Origin of the sequence: Henriciella sp., from assembly GCF_029937755.1 — a bacterium.
Taxonomy (GTDB): domain Bacteria; phylum Pseudomonadota; class Alphaproteobacteria; order Caulobacterales; family Hyphomonadaceae; genus Henriciella.
Genome location: NZ_JAPYPG010000002.1, coordinates 20,284 through 35,734, shown reverse-complemented (window position 1 = coordinate 35,734; position 15,451 = coordinate 20,284). Strand labels below are relative to the sequence as shown.

At 57.1% G+C, this 15,451-nt stretch carries 16 protein-coding genes and 1 tRNA gene; 15 read left to right on the top strand and 2 right to left on the bottom strand.

The features are described 5' to 3' along the window. The first annotated feature begins 1 nt into the window (after window position 1). The 8 genes from nrdR (at window position 2) to Q1K29_RS05450 (ending at window position 7,099) form a co-directional block, all read left to right on the top strand. Window positions 2-472, top strand: a complete 471-nt coding sequence (gene nrdR, locus Q1K29_RS05485; RefSeq protein WP_300391955.1) for a transcriptional regulator NrdR — start codon at window positions 2-4, stop codon at window positions 470-472. Then, window positions 469-1,128, top strand: coding sequence for a RibD family protein (locus Q1K29_RS05480; protein WP_300391954.1), 660 nt, complete (start codon window positions 469-471; stop codon window positions 1,126-1,128). The genes nrdR and Q1K29_RS05480 overlap by 4 nt, the downstream gene beginning before the upstream one ends. 79 nt (window positions 1,129-1,207) lie before the next feature. After that, on the top strand, window positions 1,208-1,837 hold the full coding sequence (locus Q1K29_RS05475) for a riboflavin synthase (RefSeq protein ID WP_300391953.1): 630 nt from the start codon (window positions 1,208-1,210) through the stop codon (window positions 1,835-1,837). Next, window positions 1,834-2,961 carry a 3,4-dihydroxy-2-butanone-4-phosphate synthase gene (gene ribB / locus Q1K29_RS05470; protein ID WP_300391952.1) on the top strand — a complete coding sequence of 376 codons (1,128 nt, stop codon included), beginning with the start codon at window positions 1,834-1,836 and terminating at the stop codon, window positions 2,959-2,961. The genes Q1K29_RS05475 and ribB overlap by 4 nt, the downstream gene beginning before the upstream one ends. 1 nt (window position 2,962) lies before the next feature. Then, complete coding sequence (gene ribH / locus Q1K29_RS05465) at window positions 2,963-3,391, top strand: 6,7-dimethyl-8-ribityllumazine synthase (protein WP_300391951.1); 429 nt, start codon at window positions 2,963-2,965, stop codon at window positions 3,389-3,391. Beyond that, window positions 3,388-3,864 carry a transcription antitermination factor NusB gene (gene nusB, locus Q1K29_RS05460; RefSeq protein WP_300391950.1) on the top strand — a complete coding sequence of 159 codons (477 nt, stop codon included), beginning with the start codon at window positions 3,388-3,390 and terminating at the stop codon, window positions 3,862-3,864. Before ribH ends, nusB begins: the two co-directional genes overlap by 4 nt. 14 nt (window positions 3,865-3,878) lie before the next feature. Next, window positions 3,879-4,817, top strand: a complete 939-nt coding sequence (gene thiL, locus Q1K29_RS05455) for a thiamine-phosphate kinase (protein WP_300391949.1) — start codon at window positions 3,879-3,881, stop codon at window positions 4,815-4,817. 131 nt (window positions 4,818-4,948) lie between these two features. Continuing rightward, the gene (locus Q1K29_RS05450; protein ID WP_300391948.1) at window positions 4,949-7,099 is read left to right on the top strand and encodes a sodium-translocating pyrophosphatase; all 2,151 of its coding nucleotides are present in this window, start codon (window positions 4,949-4,951) and stop codon (window positions 7,097-7,099) included. An 84-nt stretch (window positions 7,100-7,183) separates the two neighbouring features. On the opposite strand, the gene bamE is transcribed toward Q1K29_RS05450, so the two are convergent. After that, complete coding sequence (gene bamE / locus Q1K29_RS05445) at window positions 7,184-7,663, bottom strand: outer membrane protein assembly factor BamE (RefSeq protein ID WP_300391947.1); 480 nt, start codon at window positions 7,661-7,663, stop codon at window positions 7,184-7,186. Between the two features lie 70 nt (window positions 7,664-7,733). Here bamE and Q1K29_RS05440 point away from each other — a divergent pair, with 70 nt between their 5' ends. The 6 genes from Q1K29_RS05440 to Q1K29_RS05415 all read left to right on the top strand — a co-directional run bounded on the left by Q1K29_RS05440 (window position 7,734) and on the right by Q1K29_RS05415 (window position 11,349). Next, window positions 7,734-8,258 (top strand): ubiquinol-cytochrome C chaperone family protein, encoded by a 525-nt coding sequence (locus Q1K29_RS05440; RefSeq protein ID WP_300391946.1) that lies wholly within the window; start codon window positions 7,734-7,736, stop codon window positions 8,256-8,258. Between the two features lie 97 nt (window positions 8,259-8,355). After that, on the top strand, window positions 8,356-9,393 hold the full coding sequence (plsX, locus tag Q1K29_RS05435; protein WP_300391945.1) for a phosphate acyltransferase PlsX: 1,038 nt from the start codon (window positions 8,356-8,358) through the stop codon (window positions 9,391-9,393). Next, a complete protein-coding gene (locus Q1K29_RS05430; RefSeq protein ID WP_300391944.1) occupies window positions 9,393-10,361 on the top strand; it encodes a beta-ketoacyl-ACP synthase III in 969 nt (322 codons plus the stop codon). Before plsX ends, Q1K29_RS05430 begins: the two co-directional genes overlap by 1 nt. 50 nt (window positions 10,362-10,411) lie before the next feature. Continuing rightward, window positions 10,412-10,708, top strand: a complete 297-nt coding sequence (locus Q1K29_RS05425; RefSeq protein ID WP_300391943.1) for an integration host factor subunit alpha — start codon at window positions 10,412-10,414, stop codon at window positions 10,706-10,708. Window positions 10,709-10,726: 18 nt separating this feature from the next. Beyond that, window positions 10,727-11,218 carry a MerR family transcriptional regulator gene (locus tag Q1K29_RS05420; protein ID WP_300391942.1) on the top strand — a complete coding sequence of 164 codons (492 nt, stop codon included), beginning with the start codon at window positions 10,727-10,729 and terminating at the stop codon, window positions 11,216-11,218. 54 nt (window positions 11,219-11,272) lie between these two features. Next, window positions 11,273-11,349, top strand: a tRNA-Pro gene (locus tag Q1K29_RS05415). Between the two features lie 19 nt (window positions 11,350-11,368). Here Q1K29_RS05415 and glpK read toward each other — a convergent pair. After that, on the bottom strand, window positions 11,369-12,883 hold the full coding sequence (glpK, locus tag Q1K29_RS05410; RefSeq protein ID WP_300391941.1) for a glycerol kinase GlpK: 1,515 nt from the start codon (window positions 12,881-12,883) through the stop codon (window positions 11,369-11,371). Between the two features lie 302 nt (window positions 12,884-13,185). On the opposite strand from glpK, the gene Q1K29_RS05405 reads away from it, so the two are divergent. Next, the gene (locus Q1K29_RS05405) at window positions 13,186-15,450 is read left to right on the top strand and encodes an EAL domain-containing protein (protein WP_300392838.1); all 2,265 of its coding nucleotides are present in this window, start codon (window positions 13,186-13,188) and stop codon (window positions 15,448-15,450) included. The last annotated feature ends 1 nt before the right edge of the window (window position 15,451 follow it).

Here is a 15,451-nt window from a genome sequence, read left to right as displayed (position 1 = left end):
GGTGAAGTGTCCGTTTTGCACTGCAGACAACACCGCCGTTAAGGACTCACGTCCAGCCGAAGACAATACGGCCGTACGCCGCCGACGGGCCTGTGAGGTCTGTGGTGGTCGCTTCACGACATTCGAGCGCGTGCAGCTTCGCGAAATCGTTGTCGTCAAGAGAGATGGCAAGCGCGCGCTCTTTGATCGGGACAAGGTTGCCAAGTCGATCACGATAGCGCTGAGAAAGCGTGCTGTGGGGGACGAGAATGTTGAGCGCCTGGTCTCAGGTGTTGTCCGCAAGCTGGAAAGCAGCGGAGAGACTGAGGTGACGTCTGCCGAAATCGGAGATCTCGTTATGGAGTCGCTCAAGACGGTCGACCCTGTCGGCTATGTCCGTTATGCGAGCGTCTACAAGGATTTCAAGGATCCGAGCGACTTTGCCCGCTTCATAGAAACGTCGGCCCTTGAAGAGGGAAACATCGAAGAGTGACCGCCCGTGCGACCGTGACGCTCAAGATCGCGACGTCGCTGGACAGCCGCATTGCGTTGTCCAATGGCGTCAGCCAGTGGATTACAGGGCCGGAGGCGCGCGCGAAGGCTCATGAAATGCGCGCGGCTCATGATGCTGTTCTGGTTGGCGTAGGAACGGTTGTTGCTGATGACCCTCTGCTCACAGCCCGCACGGTTCCTTTGCCAGAGAAGCAGCCTGTCCGAATCGTGGCTGATAGCCGGTTGAGGACCCCTGCCGAATCCAGGCTGGTGCAATCGACGGCCACGGGGCGTGTGGTGATAGCGCATGCCGAGACTGCCACAACACCAGAGGCATCCTATCCCGGGGATCTCCAATTCTGGCCAGTCGGTGACGGTAAGGGGCGGGTATCACCTGCCGAACTGCTGCGCCGCGCTCGGGCGGAGTCACTTGACCGTATCTTCCTGGAAGGTGGCGGTCAGCTCGCGGCCAGCTTTGTCGGGGCAGGGCTGGTGGAGAGGATTGAATGGTTTCGCGCGCCGATCCTCCTGGGAGGAGACGGCATACCAGCGATAGCGCCTTTGGGGCTTAGTTCGATCGATGCTGCAAGTCATTGGACGTTATCCTCAACTGAAGCCGTGGGTGGCGATATTCTTGAAACGTGGCTCAAGGCCTGATCATCGAGTCCGCGTTGACTTTACGTGACTGATTGGCTGAAGCCGTGCCGCTGCCTATATGCCCCGCAGGAGGGTAGAAATGTTTACTGGTCTGGTCACCGATATCGGAACAATCGAAAGCGCAGAAGACCGGAATGGGCTGCGCCGCATGAGAGTCCGTTCCAGCTATCCGGTTGAGGACATATCGATGGGTGCATCCATCATGCACTCGGGCGTGTGCCTGACCGTGGTCGAATTCGGCGAGTGTGACGGCGGTAGCTGGTTCGACGTCGAAGCCGTTCCGGAAACGCTCTCTCGTACAATGCTCGGAAGTGTCGGCAAGGGCGACACGCTCAATCTCGAGCTTTCATTGAAACTTGGTGCCGAGCTTGGTGGACACTTCGTGTTTGGGCACGTCGACGGGCTTGGTGAGGTCGTGGAAATCGCGGATGAAAGCCAAAGCCATCGCGTGACAATCCGCCCGCCGGGTGATCTTGCTCGCTACTTCGCGACCAAGGGCTCTGTCGCGATTGATGGCGTGTCGCTCACCGTGGCACTGGCGCGTGATAATGGGGACTTCGAAGTCGCTATTATTCCGCACACCTGGGAGGTGACAACGCTTGGGCAATTGCAGGTGGGCCGCAGGGTCAATCTTGAGGTGGATATGCTGGCGCGCTACGTGGCGCGGATGATCGGCACCGACATGCCGGGACAGAAGGTAGCCGAATGACCGACGATATCCACGCCGCAATTTCCTCGATCGATGAAATCATCGAGGACGCCCGCAACGGAAGAATGTTCATCCTCGTCGATGCTGAGGATCGCGAGAATGAGGGCGACCTCGTCATCCCTGCGAGTTTTGCCACGCCGGAAGCCGTGAACTTCATGGCCAAGCACGGCCGCGGCCTGATTTGCCTCGCCATGACGCGGGAACGCGCCAAGACACTCAATCTCGACATGATGGCGCGGGATAATCGCGAAAGCATGCAGACTGCATTCACCGTCTCGATCGAGGCGAAGGAAGGCGTGACGACCGGTATTTCGGCCGCCGACCGTGCGCGCACGGTCGGCGTCGCAATCGACCCGACCAAGGACCATCACGATATCGTTTCACCGGGCCACGTATTCCCGCTCGTCGCGCGCGATGGTGGTACACTCGTGCGGGCCGGGCATACCGAGGCAGCGGTCGACATTTCTCGTCTCTCCGGGCTCTTCCCAGCCGGCGTCATCTGCGAAATCATGAATGATGACGGCACAATGGCCCGCCTGCCGGAGCTCGTATCCTTTGCGCAACTCCATGGGCTCAAGATCGGGACAATTGCCGACCTGATCGCCTGGCGCCGCCAGAATGACCGTTATCTGGAGCGGCGTGTCGAAGCGCCTCTGGACAGCGAATATGGGAACGGGTTCAAGTCCGTCGTATTCCGGAATGCTCTGGACAACTCCGAGCACATTGCGATCGTTCATGGCACGATTGATCCCGATGAGACCGTCCTAGTTCGAGTGCATCGAACAGATGTGCTCGCCGACATTCTCGGTGAAAAGGGGCCGAGGGCAAACCTTGTCGAGAGAGCGATGAAGATTATCGCACAATCGGAGCAAGCCGGCGTCGTCGTGTTTGTGAATACGATGCGGCCGAATTCCCTGGCTGCACGTCTCGGCCTGAAGACAAATGACGGGGAAGAATCCCATACGCCGCTGCGGGAATATGGCGTCGGGGCGCAGATTCTCCGTGAGCTCGGCGTCCGCCGAATGGTTTTTCTGTCCGATACCAAGCCGACGCGTGTCGCGGGGCTGGAGGGGTATGGACTGAGTATTGATGGCTGGCAGCCTCTGACAAAGGATAAAGACTAGAATGGCCCACCGGATACTGATCGCGACATCCCGTTATTACGAGCATATCTCCAGGGAGCTCGAAGCCGGCGTGATGGAGGCGCTGGCGGATGAAGATGTCTCGACCGAAGTCATTGAAGTACCGGGGGCCTTTGAGGTGCCGGGCATTATTGCGATGGCCGCGGATAGCGCGCAGTACGATGGCTACATTGCCCTTGGCTGCGTTATTCGGGGAGAGACAAGCCATTACGATTATGTTTGCGGAGAGAGTGCCCGCGGTCTTATGAGTCTTGCGCTCGAACGCCGGCTCGCAATCGGTTATGGGATTCTGACTGTGGAAAATGAGGCGCAGGCCATGGCTCGCGCTGACCGGAAGCAGAAAAACAAGGGCCGTGACGCAGCAGAAGCCTGTCTTGCGATGCTCAAACTACGAAAGAAATTCGTCAGATGATCGAGAGCCAGAAGCTCCCCTTCGAAGTCATTCGCGCGCGCCGGGCCGGTGCGCGTCTTGCGGCTGTTCAGGCGCTCTATCAGATGGAGCAGACCGGGCAGAGCGGCAAGGCAGTCGTGCGGGAATTCATGGAGGACCGTCTCGGTTTTGGACCTGATGAAGAGCCGATCGAGGAGGCCGATCCGGACCTGTTCAAATTTGTCGTAAATGCCGTAATCGAAAACCAGTCAAAGGTCGATGCAGCCATTCTGGCACGTCTTTCGAAAGGCTGGAAACTCTCACGTCTCGACTCCACCACCCGAGCCATCCTTCGTGCAGCTGCCGCTGAGCTGATCGAGCATCAGGAGTTGTCGAACGCCGTGATCCTCGACGAATATGTCTCCCTTGCGCATGATTTCTTCGAGAAATCCGAGGCGAATTTCGTCAATGCGGTCCTGGAAAACGTGGCGAAGGATCTCCGCGCCACGCAATAGCCGGAGGGCGTGGCGTGTCAGAATTCGATTGGATCGACAGATATCTCAAGCCGATTGCAACCAGTCCAGATGCGATGGGGCTGGAAAACGATGTTGGCCTGTTACAGATTCAGGCCGATAGCCCCGCCACGATTGCAACGCTCGATACGCTGGTTGAAGGCGTTCATTTCTTCAAGACTGACCCGCCTGAGACGCTTTCGAAGAAGCTGCTTCGGGTCAATGTCTCGGACATTTTGTGTAAAGGTGCCCGTCCATGCCAGGCGCTTATGTCTATTGCCGTCCCTGCATGGTTCTCCGAGCAGCACTTCCAGCGCTTCTGCACAGGGTTTGGTGAAGACCTGAGTTTCTGGGGCGTCGACCTGATCGGCGGTGACCTTGTTTCAACGCCAGGTCCGCTGGTGATCTCTCTGGCTCTGACGGGAATTGCCGAGAACGGCCCGGTTCTCCGGTCAGGGGCAATGGCAGGGGACGCAATCTATGCCACCGGGCTGGTTGGCGCAGGCCTCTGCGGTTACGAAGACGCCAAAGCCGGAACATCGAGCCGCTATGCTGACCACTTCAGAGTGCCGGATTTGCCGGGTCTGGCCTTGGCGGACCTGGTCTCACGCTTTGCCAGCGCCTCGATTGATATCTCTGATGGCCTTATTGCAGAGGCACAGCATATCAGTCACGCCAGTAACGTCTCCCTGCAGATTGAGCTTGGCCATGTCCCGTGGCCCGAGAGGAATCCGCCCCTGGAGAGGATGCTGGCGCTGGCGACCGGTGGCGACGATTATCAGACACTCCTCACAGTGTCGGACGCGGCAATACAGGAATTCGAAGCGGCAGCAGCCTCAACAAACGTCGGCATGGCCCGAATCGGGACTGTTCTTCAGGGACAGGAGGTCGCTCTATTTCTTCATGGTGATCCAGTCGAGCTTCCTGGTTTTTCCGGATACAGACACCAGAAATAGGCGCTGGAAATTCCACTGGCCTTGAAGCTGCTTGCTTAAAGGCCTCCCTTTTGGCAGTGATTTATCACTAGCAAAAAAGGCTGATCCGCAATTTTGCATACAGAATCAGCCGAAAGGGAGGACGGGCAGTAATGACCCTATGGTTTTGGATTGCACTGGTTGCGGGGATCGCAGCCGTGATATTTGGCTGGCTACAGTCGAATTCCATCATGAAGGCCGATTCCGGTACGGACCGGATGAGAGAGATCGCCGCGGCGATTCAGGAAGGCGCAAACGCTTATCTCAATCGCCAGTACAGGACCATCGCCATGGTTGGCGTTGGTGTCGTGGTGCTTCTGTTCATTGCATTCAGAAGCTGGGAGGTTCCGCTTGGCTTCGTGATTGGTGCCGTACTGTCTGGCGCAGCCGGCTTCATCGGGATGAAAGTCTCTGTGCAGGCGAATGTCCGCACCACTCAGGCTGCGAGCAAAAGCCTCGCGGGGGGGCTGGATATGGCCTTCAAGTCCGGCGCCGTTACCGGCCTGCTGGTCGTAGGTCTCGCGCTGATCGGCGTGGTTGTTTATTACGGCATTCTGACAGGACTTGTCGGGTTCGCTCCGAATGACCGCTCGGTTGTCGATGGTCTCGTTGCGCTCGGTTTCGGCGCTTCGCTTATTTCCATCTTCGCCCGTCTTGGTGGCGGCATCTTCACCAAGGGTGCCGATGTTGGCGGCGACATGGTTGGCAAGGTCGAAGCCGGTATTCCGGAGGATGACCCGCGCAACGCAGCTACGATCGCAGATAATGTCGGTGACAATGTCGGTGATTGCGCCGGTATGGCCGCTGACCTGTTTGAAACCTACGCCGTGACCATCGTTGCGACCATGGTTCTGGGGGCGATCTACTTTGGCGGACTTGGTTATCTCGGATCGATCATGCTGCTGCCCCTGGCGATCTGTGCGGTGTGCATCCTGGCCTCGATTGCGGGGACCTGGTTCGTGAAGCTCGGGAAGGGCTCCACAAACATTATGGGGGCACTCTACAAGGGCCTCATTGCCACCGGCATATTCTCACTCATCGGTCTTGCCATCGCCATCAAGTGGGGCCTGCCGAATGGGTTCGGCGTCCTTGAGGATGCCGCTGCACAGCTTGGCCTGACGGGAGAAGTAACCGGTCTCGACCTGTTCTTCTGTGGCGTTGCGGGGTTGGCCGTTACCGCACTGATCGTTGTGATCACGGAGTATTATACCGGTACGGGCTATCGTCCGGTCCGGTCCGTGGCGAAGTCATCGGAATCGGGCCATGGCACGAACGTCATTCAAGGCTTGGCTGTCTCACTGGAGTCCACGGCGCTGCCAGCCATCACGATCATTGCCGGGATCATTCTGACCTTCAATCTGGCTGGGCTCTACGGCATTGCCATCGCGACCACGACGATGCTCGCACTTGCCGGCATGATCGTGGCGCTCGATGCCTTCGGTCCAGTGACGGACAACGCTGGGGGTATTGCCGAAATGTCTGAGCTTCCGAGCGAAGTGCGTGACACAACGGATGCACTCGACGCGGTTGGTAATACGACCAAGGCTGTGACCAAGGGCTATGCCATCGGGTCAGCGGGGCTCGGCGCTCTGGTGCTGTTCGCTGCCTATAATGAGGATGTGAAATTCTTCAGTGAAAATGCGGAGCCGGGAAGCTTCTTCGCCAATGTCGGTGTCGTGAACTTCTCGATTGCCAATCCTTATGTCGTTGTAGGCCTTCTTTTCGGTGGGCTTCTGCCGTTCCTCTTCGGCGGCATGTCGATGATGGCTGTGGGCCGTGCAGCTCAATCCGTTGTTGAGGAAGTTCGCCGGCAGTTCCGTGAGATGCCGGGGATCATGAAGGGCGAGGTCAAGCCTGATTATACCAAGGCCGTCGATCTTCTGACCAAGGCAGCCATCCGGGAAATGATTATTCCGTCCATGCTGCCCGTGCTGTCGCCGATTGTTCTATTCTGCATTATCTGGCTCATCGCGGGCCCTTCATCGGCACTTGCTGCTGTTGGTGCCATGCTGCTTGGTGTGATCGTGACCGGCCTTTTCGTGGCGATCTCGATGACGTCTGGTGGCGGCGCCTGGGATAATGCGAAAAAGTATATCGAGGATGGCAATCATGGCGGCAAAGGCTCGGAAGCCCACAAGGCTGCCGTGACGGGCGATACTGTTGGTGATCCTTACAAGGATACGGCAGGTCCCGCTGTGAACCCGATGATCAAGATCACGAACATCGTGGCGCTTCTGATGCTGGCGGTCCTGGCGCATATCTGATTTCGCCAGCCAAAGCATAAAAAACGAAGACCCCCGGCCGAAACCGGGGGTCTTTTTTTAGTGTGTCGGGGGAGAAGAGTTGATTTAACGCCGTCCGGTCGGATTGCCTGGTGTGCGTTCATCAGTGGCGGGCAGGGCAACCTGTCCAACCGTCCCGAAGATCTGTTCCCAGAGACCAAGCTCGCGACCGCGTGTCGGCGTTTCGCGCGATGCGTAATTGATCACCTGGCCGTCATCCTGATTATACTTCAGCACCTCATCCACCACGTCCTCATCGCTAAATCGGATCGCCGTCACGGTTCGCGTTGAAATCTTGGGTCGGAAAAAGGCGAAGCGTTCCTGGATTGTCGTGATGTACATCCAGGTGTTGTCGTCAAATACGCTTTCAGTGCTAGGCGAGCCAAGCTGTGCCAGGACGCTGGAACGTGTATCGAGGCCCGGCTCGATATTACTAGGGCTTACTTCGTCGGGCGCGTAGCCATGATAGGCTTTCACAGATGAAATGCAGCCCGTTGTCGTAAGGCAGGCCAGCGCAAGTGTTGCAGCGATGATCGGTTTGCTCATGTGGCTTTCCTTCCTGTTCACTCTCGATTACAGGCCAGATCCTCGGATTGGCAAGTTACGGAGCGCAGAAGTGAGCTGGCTGAAGCGATTCATGCGATCAGATAACAATAAGCTGAGACAGAGCGCCCAGCGGCTTCACCACTCTGTTGTCGAAAAAGCCCGCACGCCTGACTTGTATGGTGAAGGCCTGATACCCGACACGCTGGAAGGCCGGTTCCATGCCATTGCGCTGTATTCGGGGCTTTTGCTGCCTCGGCTTGAGAAGGCCGGTACCGAGGGGCGAGATCTTTCCAGGCTACTTAACGATAAAATTTTTGACTCTTTCGATGCAGCCCTGCGTGAAACCGGGGTCGGGGATGCCTCCATTGCACGCAAGATTCGCAAGATGGGTGAGACCTTCGTTGGAGTTGGCCAAGCAGTCGCTCTTGCGCTCGGTTCGCCTGACCCAGGGAGTGCGCTTACCCAAACAATTGAGAGAAACGCAATTGCGTCAGGTGCCGGAGCTGACAAGATTGCCAAGACGCTTCTCGAGGATGCTGTGGCGCTGTCAGAAGCGACCCATGACGATATTCTGACCGGGCAGCTGCCATGGTGATTGCTAACCCGGAAGCAGCGCGATTGTGTTCGGTGAGTTGCGCACAGCACAGCGGATGCTTAGTTTCCGGCTACCCAGAAGCCGGCAAGAGCAGCTGATGTCCTCGATTACTCTATCGATTGATGCGATGGGCGGCGACGCCGCCCCTGAAGTGGTCATGGAGGGCCTCGAACTCTTTTGCAGGAATCGGTCTGATGTGCATTTCCTCCTGCATGGTCAGCAGGAGAGAATGGCGCCGCTTGTGCAGGCTCACAAACTAACCGGTCAATGCTCCCTGATCGATCATCCCGACGTCGTAAGCATGAGCGCAAAGCCGTCCTCGGCGTTGCGCAAAGGCAAGACGACGAGCATGTGGGGCATGATCGATTCGGTGAAGCAGGGAGACGCGGCCGCTGGCGTTTCTGCCGGCAATACAGGCGCGCTAATGGCGATGGCCATGATGAGTCTGCGCAGGATGTCCGGCGTCCATCGCCCGGCAATGACGGCGCTGTGGCCGACCCTCAAGGGTCGCTCGGTCGTTCTCGATGTCGGTGCCAACCTCGACGCCGACGCCGACCAACTTGTCGAATTCGCCGTGATGGGAGAATCGTATGCCCGGGCTGTGTTCGGAATCGAAAGACCCACTGTTGGGCTCCTGAATATCGGCGCAGAGGACGAGAAGGGCAGGGATGCGGTGAAGTTTGCCGGCGAAATCATGCGGACGCGCGATATCGGCGTCGACTTCAAGGGCTATGTGGAAGGTAACGACATCTCCATGGGCGTGGTCGACATCATTGTTACGGATGGATTCACAGGCAATGTCGCGCTGAAGACCGCCGAAGGCACGGCGCGTCTGGTGTCCCGCTATATCCGGGAGGCTCTTACATCGAGCCTGCTGTCAAAAGCGGGGGCTGCCCTGGCGTCTTCGGGACTGCGCGAATTGAAAACCAAGCTGAATCCCTCCAGCGTGAATGGCGGCGTGCTGCTGGGGCTCAATGGCGTTATCGTCAAAAGTCATGGTGGAACAGATGCGGAGGGCTATGCCACAGCGGTCAAGCTGGCTGCTGATCTTGCAAACAGTCACTATATGGAAGAAGTCTCCTCGGGCTTGAAACGTGTATCCCAACTCGGGATCGCCCCGGAAACGGTTGAGTAATGAAGACCACGAAAAGTTTTATCCGAGGCACGGGAGCCTATTTGCCAAGCCGTGTTTTGTCGAATGAAGATCTCGCCCGCATGGTCGATACGTCCGACGAGTGGATTCAGGAGCGTACAGGCATCAGGCAACGCCACATCGCTGCAGACGGTGAACTGACGTCTGATCTGGCAGTAGAAGCCGCAAAAGATGCTTTGGCCAATGCTGGGATATCCGCCACAGACGTCGACCTGATTGTCCTCGCGACCACAACGCCGGACCAGACTTTTCCAGCAACCGCGACAGCTGTTCAGGCCAAGCTTGGAATCACGACCGGTGCGGCCTTCGACGTCCAGGCAGTCTGCTCCGGTTTCCTGTTTGCCATGGCCACCGCCGATTCCATGCTCCGTCAGGGGCTTTTCAAGACCGCGCTGGTTATCGGCGCTGAGACCTTCACCCGTATCCTCGACTGGTCAGACCGCTCGACGTGCGTGCTTTTCGGCGATGGCAGCGGGGCCGCTGTCCTGCAAGCAGCTGAGGGTGAAGACCATGAGGGCGTGATTGCTCATCACATCCGTACTGACGGCACCAAGAGCAACCTTCTTTATGTTGATGGCGGCGTGTCTTCAACCGGAACGGTCGGACATGTGCGCATGCAAGGCAATCAGGTGTTCCGGCATGCCGTGACGAATATTTCCAGTGCCATCGAACATGTCCTGCAGCAGACCGGACAGACGATTGAAGATGTTGACTGGTTTGTCCCCCATCAGGCCAATCAGCGGATCCTGAACGGTGTTGCCAAACGTCTCGGGCTTGATGAAAGCAAGGTCGTGTCTACGGTGGCGATGCACGGAAACACATCTGCGGCATCAATTCCGCTCGCGCTGCACACGGCAATTAGCGACAAGCGGATCAAAACCGGAGATCTTGTGTTAAGTGAAGCAATGGGCGGCGGCTTTTCGTGGGGTGCCTCTCTCTTCAGGCTGTAATTCTTTCGTTAAGAAATCAGCCGTATCTGTTAACCAGAGGAGCTGATGACGTGACCAGCAAAACCATCACTCGAGTAGAACTTGCCGATGCGATTGTTCGTGAGGTCGGCCTGACCCGTCAGGAGTCTGGCGACATTTTGGATCGAATGCTCGATATGATCGGCAAGAGCCTGGAGCACGAAAGCGAAGTCAAGCTTTCACGTTTCGGGAATTTCGTTGTTCGGAAAAAATCCGCCAGGGCAGGGCGCAACCCCAAGACGGGTGTTGAAGCCAAGATCTCTGCGCGGCGCGTGGTCACGTTCAAGCCCTCTCCAATGCTGAAAAGCAAGGTCGAAACAGAAGATTGACGAGAGAGGAAGTCCCCCATGTCTGCAGCTGCCAAGCGTATCGAAAAGTCCGCCGATGCCTATCGTTCCATTGGTGAGGCGGCTGATGAACTCGGCCTGCAGCCTCATGTCCTGAGATACTGGGAAGGAAAGTTCACCAAATACCTCAAGCCCATGAAGCGTCCGGACGGCCGGCGGATGTTTCGGCCGGAGGACATGGAAGCTCTACGTGCCATTCAGCTTCTCGTTCACGAGCGGGGAATGACCCTCAAGGGCGCTCAGCAGCTGATCAATGAACAGGGGATCGAGAAAGTGTTGGCCGGCCAGGCCATTCTCTCGGCCAACAACTCCGAAGCGCCCTCAACCAGCCCCGCCCGTGAACTGCAGGAAACCATCCGCAGTGCGTTTGGGGCAAGCGAGGGCGGGCTTTCGAAAGATGGCGATTCCAGAGGCCGTCTTGAATCGATGCTGGCTGACCTGGTCGACATAAAAGCACGGCTCGACAAAGCGCGGCTGTCAAAAGCGGCCTGAGGCACAGTCGAGGCGATTGCATTCGCCCGCATGCACGATTAAAGCACACCACGTCGGAGCGTAGCGCAGCCCGGTAGCGCACTTGTCTGGGGGACAAGGGGTCGTGGGTTCGAATCCCGCCGCTCCGACCATCCTTTACCCCTGTGAACGTCAGGCTTCGCCATTCATCAATGCGGAGTGGTAGAGCGTGGCTTTCACCGCCTTTTCCCATCCAGAAATCAGGCGATGGCGGTCCTTGTCAGGGATAGTCGCCGTGAAGCTGCGATCAGCCTGCCACAGTGCTTCCAGAGTTCCGAGATCGGAATAGATGCCAGCTTCGAGCCCGGCGAGAAATGCAGCCCCCCGGGCCGTACTCTCGATGATTTCGGGCCGGTCGATACGGACACTGAGGATATCTGCGAGAAACTGCAGGAACCAATTATTTTCAACCATGCCGCCATCGACGCGAATGGTCTCGACTGAAAGCCCATCTTGTTCAAGACACGCAATCAGATCATGGGTCTGATACGCAACCGACTCCAGCGCCGCACGAGCAATGACATTTCGTCCGGAATTGCGGGCTAGACCGAACAAGGTTCCTCTGGCGCCGGCATCCCAATGTGGCGCTCCGAGCCCAGTGAAGGCCGGCACAAGGTAGACGCCCTCATTCCCCAAAAGAGATGCGGCCAAGGCTTCTGTTTCTTCAGCAGATTCAATGATCTTCAGTTCATCGCGAAGCCATTGGGACACAGCGCCCGCAATAAATATCGATCCTTCCATTGCAAACTGGCGTTGATCTCCGATACGGCATGACACCGTCGTGAGCAGGCCACTCTTGGAATACAGAAGATTGTCGCCGGTGCTTGCCAGCAGGAAGCAACCGGTTCCATAGGTGCTCTTGATCATTCCGGGGCGCCAGCAGGCCTGCCCGAACGCGGCGGCCTGCTGATCACCGGCTACTCCAAGAATTGGCAGGGGGCGCCCAAATATTTCCGGCGCTGTTTCTCCAAAAAAAGCCGCGCTCGGACGGATGTCAGGCAAGACACTTTCAGGGATATCGAGAATGTCGAGCATTCTCTTATCCCAGGTCCCATTGCGGATATCATAAAGCAGGGTGCGGCTGGCGTTTGTTTCGTCTGTGACGTGAACGCGTCCGCCTGTAAGGCGGTATATAAGAAAAGAATCGACTGTCCCGAAAGCGAGTTTGCCCTGATCGGCAAGCGCTCTCGCCCCTTCGACGTTCTCCAGGATCCATGACAGCTTCGTGCCCGAGAAATATGGGTCGATTGTCAGGCCAGTCCGCTCGCTGATTTCCTGCTGAAGGCCCTGTTTGCGAAGAGCGACGCAAGCTGGAGCAGTTCGGCGATCCTGCCAGACGATTGCGTTAGAGACGGGCTTTCCTGTTGTCCTGTCCCAGGCAAGTGTGGTTTCCCGCTGGTTCGTGATGCCGATGCACACCACTTCTCCACCGTTGCTTTGCTCGGCAGCCTTGATGGCCTCTCGAGCCGTTTGAAGTGTTGTTGCCCAGATATCCTCTGGATCATGCTCAACCCATCCGGAAGAGGGGTAATGCTGATTGAACTCGGATTGCGCCGCCCCCACAACACGGCCACGCTCATCGAAGATCAGTGCGCGGCTGGACGTAGTACCTTGGTCAATTGCAAGAATTAGGGAATTTGAAGCCATGGTGGAACCCTAGTGCGATTGATCTGAAACGGCCAGATAGTTGAAATTTGATCTTTCAGGGTGCCTCAGCGTTCACGGTTTTCGGTTAAGCAACTCTCCGAACCCATCGGTTTGGGGAGTTCCGGATGGTTAAATCGCTGCAGGCAAAGAATAGCGACAGCTATTCGATTGCAAGCCTTGTGACACCGGTTGACGTCCCTGAGGAAGAAGCACCGACAATACGGGTCAAGCAACTGGAAACTGTCGGCCGCCTCACGCCTGTCATGGCTATGGCGAACCTGATAAACGCAGCTGTTGTGATCATGTCCTTCTGGGACACCCCGGCCAATCGTCTTCTGGGGATATGGAGCTTCACGCTTCTGGTCGGCACTGTCGTCATGCTGGTCGCCAACATGCGCGCGCGGGCAAAGGCCAGAAAACGCGAACCCGGCCAGGCAATCTCGGCACGCCGGACGCAGCAAAGTATCGATCGATTCACACGGTTTGCGTCGTGTCTGGGGCTGGTTTGGGGGATACTACCCCTATTGATCATGCCCTTCGCTGATCATACCAGCCAGCTTGCAGTTAGCGTTATTATTGCCGGGATGATGTTTGGCGGCGTCATTCTGATCAGCCGTATTCCTGAAGCTGCGCTCGCTTTTCTGATCCCGACAACGATCGGTTTCGTTGTGGGTTTGCAGCTGGGACAAGATCCGCGAAACGATTTTCTCTCAGTGCTCGCCATTGTTTATGCGAGTGTCTTATGGATATCGATCCGCTGGTCGTATCGTCAGTTCGTCGAGCAACATTTGAGTGGCGTGGCGGTCCAGCAGCAGGCGCAACTGATCAGTCTGCTCCTGCGGGACTTTGAAGAGAGTACTTCCGATTGGCTGTGGCAGACTGACACCGATGGTGTCTTTGTCGAAATCCCCATGCCGGCCCTCGGCGATAACGCTACGTTTGAGGCCATGGCAAAAGGCATACGCCTGGACACGCTGTTTGAGGACTCAGATACCAAGCGCACGTTGGTGCGGTGTCTTACTGAGGAGCAGGGCTTTCGCGATCTTGTCATGGAAGTCGATGGCAAAGTAGACACCTGGTGGTCGCTCACGGGCAAGCCGATTTATGATCCAAGCGGCAACTTCCTGGGGTTTCGCGGTGTCGCGTCCGACATCTCTCAGTCAAAAGCGATTGAGGACCGGATTGCCTTCATGGCGCATTATGATCCTCTGACGTCGCTGCCGAACCGCGCATGTCTCCACGAGCACCTGGAAAAAGCATCGCTGAGAGCTGTCGAAGCGGGATGCACTCGCGCGCTGTTGTGGCTCGACCTCGATAATTTCAAGTGGGTTAATGACACTCTCGGCCACCCGGCCGGTGATGAACTCCTGTGTCAGGTTGCGGCCCGCCTGACCCGAAGCGCGCCCCGCGCAGACGTCGTCGCACGTCTGGGCGGGGACGAATTCGCTGTTCTGGTCGAATGCAAAGACCAGGAAGACCTCTTCACGCTCGTGAAGCGCATGAGTGAGCTGCTGAACTCCCCATACGATATCTGGGGGTCAACGGTGCACTGCGGTGCCAGCATAGGCGTGCGTGTCATCGAGCAGCACAATATGGACATCCAGACCCTGCTTAAGCATGCCGATCTTGCGCTCTACCAGGCCAAGGAAGCCGGCAAGCGGACCTGGTGTATGTTTTCGCAGGAACTTGCCGAGCGCGCCCGTCTTCGCCGGGAAACGGAGGTGGACCTTCACCGCGCACTAGAAAACAATGAGCTTCTCATGTTTTTCCAGCCACAGATGTGTGTTCGCACAGGGAAGATCGTCGGCTGCGAGACACTGCTACGGTGGAAACATCCGACCCGTGGCATGATTGGTCCCGGAAACTTCATTCAGCATGCTGAGGACAGCGGCATCATTACGCGCCTGGGCGACTGGGCCCTTCGTGAAGCCTTGAGTGCGGCCCGGCGGCTACCGGATGACATGCGTGTTGCGGTGAACATTTCACCTCTGCAGATCCATAGCTCAAGCCTCCTGACCACGATCATGAATGGTCTTGCGGCAAATCAGATCGAGCCATCGAGGCTCGAACTTGAAATCACGGAATCAGTGTTGATGAGCGACACCGACTTCACGCTTGAACGCTTGCGTCAGTTGAAGGAGGTTGGCCTCCGGATATCGCTGGATGACTTTGGGACAGGATTCTCGTCGCTCAACTATCTGCGGCGTTTCCCTTTCGACAAATTGAAGATCGACAAGAGCTTCGTTGCCGATATCGATCACAGTGATGACAGCAGGGCGATTACGAGAGCTACGCTGCAACTGGCCAAGGCGCTTAACATGACCTGTACAGCCGAAGGCGTCGAAACTGAACTTCAGAAGGAATTCCTGACGGAGATCGGATGCGACGAACTTCAGGGCTACCTCATAAGCCGTCCCCAGCCCCTTGAGCGTCTGGCGCATCTTTTCCCCATCAGGGAGCCTGATGAAGTGCTCTCGTCTGATGATAAAGACCTACATCCTGAGGGCCGGACTGCTTCCGAACGCACAGTGCTCGAAAAGTCCGGACCTAAGCTGGTGACAGGCTAGC

Bases quoted from the DNA above. Each gene is read 5' to 3' on its own strand.
- Q1K29_RS05420 (WP_300391942.1), top strand. From the start codon at position 10,727: ATGTCTGCAGCTGCCAAGCGTATCGAAAAGTCCGCCGATGCCTATCGT.
- nusB (WP_300391950.1), top strand. From the start codon at position 3,388: ATGATCGAGAGCCAGAAGCTCCCCTTCGAAGTCATTCGCGCGCGCCGG.
- Q1K29_RS05430 (WP_300391944.1), top strand. From the start codon at position 9,393: ATGAAGACCACGAAAAGTTTTATCCGAGGCACGGGAGCCTATTTGCCA.
- Q1K29_RS05475 (WP_300391953.1), top strand. From the start codon at position 1,208: ATGTTTACTGGTCTGGTCACCGATATCGGAACAATCGAAAGCGCAGAA.
- ribB (WP_300391952.1), top strand. From the start codon at position 1,834: ATGACCGACGATATCCACGCCGCAATTTCCTCGATCGATGAAATCATC.
- bamE (WP_300391947.1), bottom strand. From the start codon at position 7,663: ATGAGCAAACCGATCATCGCTGCAACACTTGCGCTGGCCTGCCTTACG.
- ribH (WP_300391951.1), top strand. From the start codon at position 2,963: ATGGCCCACCGGATACTGATCGCGACATCCCGTTATTACGAGCATATC.
- glpK (WP_300391941.1), bottom strand. From the start codon at position 12,883: ATGGCTTCAAATTCCCTAATTCTTGCAATTGACCAAGGTACTACGTCC.
- Q1K29_RS05405 (WP_300392838.1), top strand. From the start codon at position 13,186: ATGTCCTTCTGGGACACCCCGGCCAATCGTCTTCTGGGGATATGGAGC.
- plsX (WP_300391945.1), top strand. From the start codon at position 8,356: ATGTCCTCGATTACTCTATCGATTGATGCGATGGGCGGCGACGCCGCC.
- Q1K29_RS05450 (WP_300391948.1), top strand. From the start codon at position 4,949: ATGACCCTATGGTTTTGGATTGCACTGGTTGCGGGGATCGCAGCCGTG.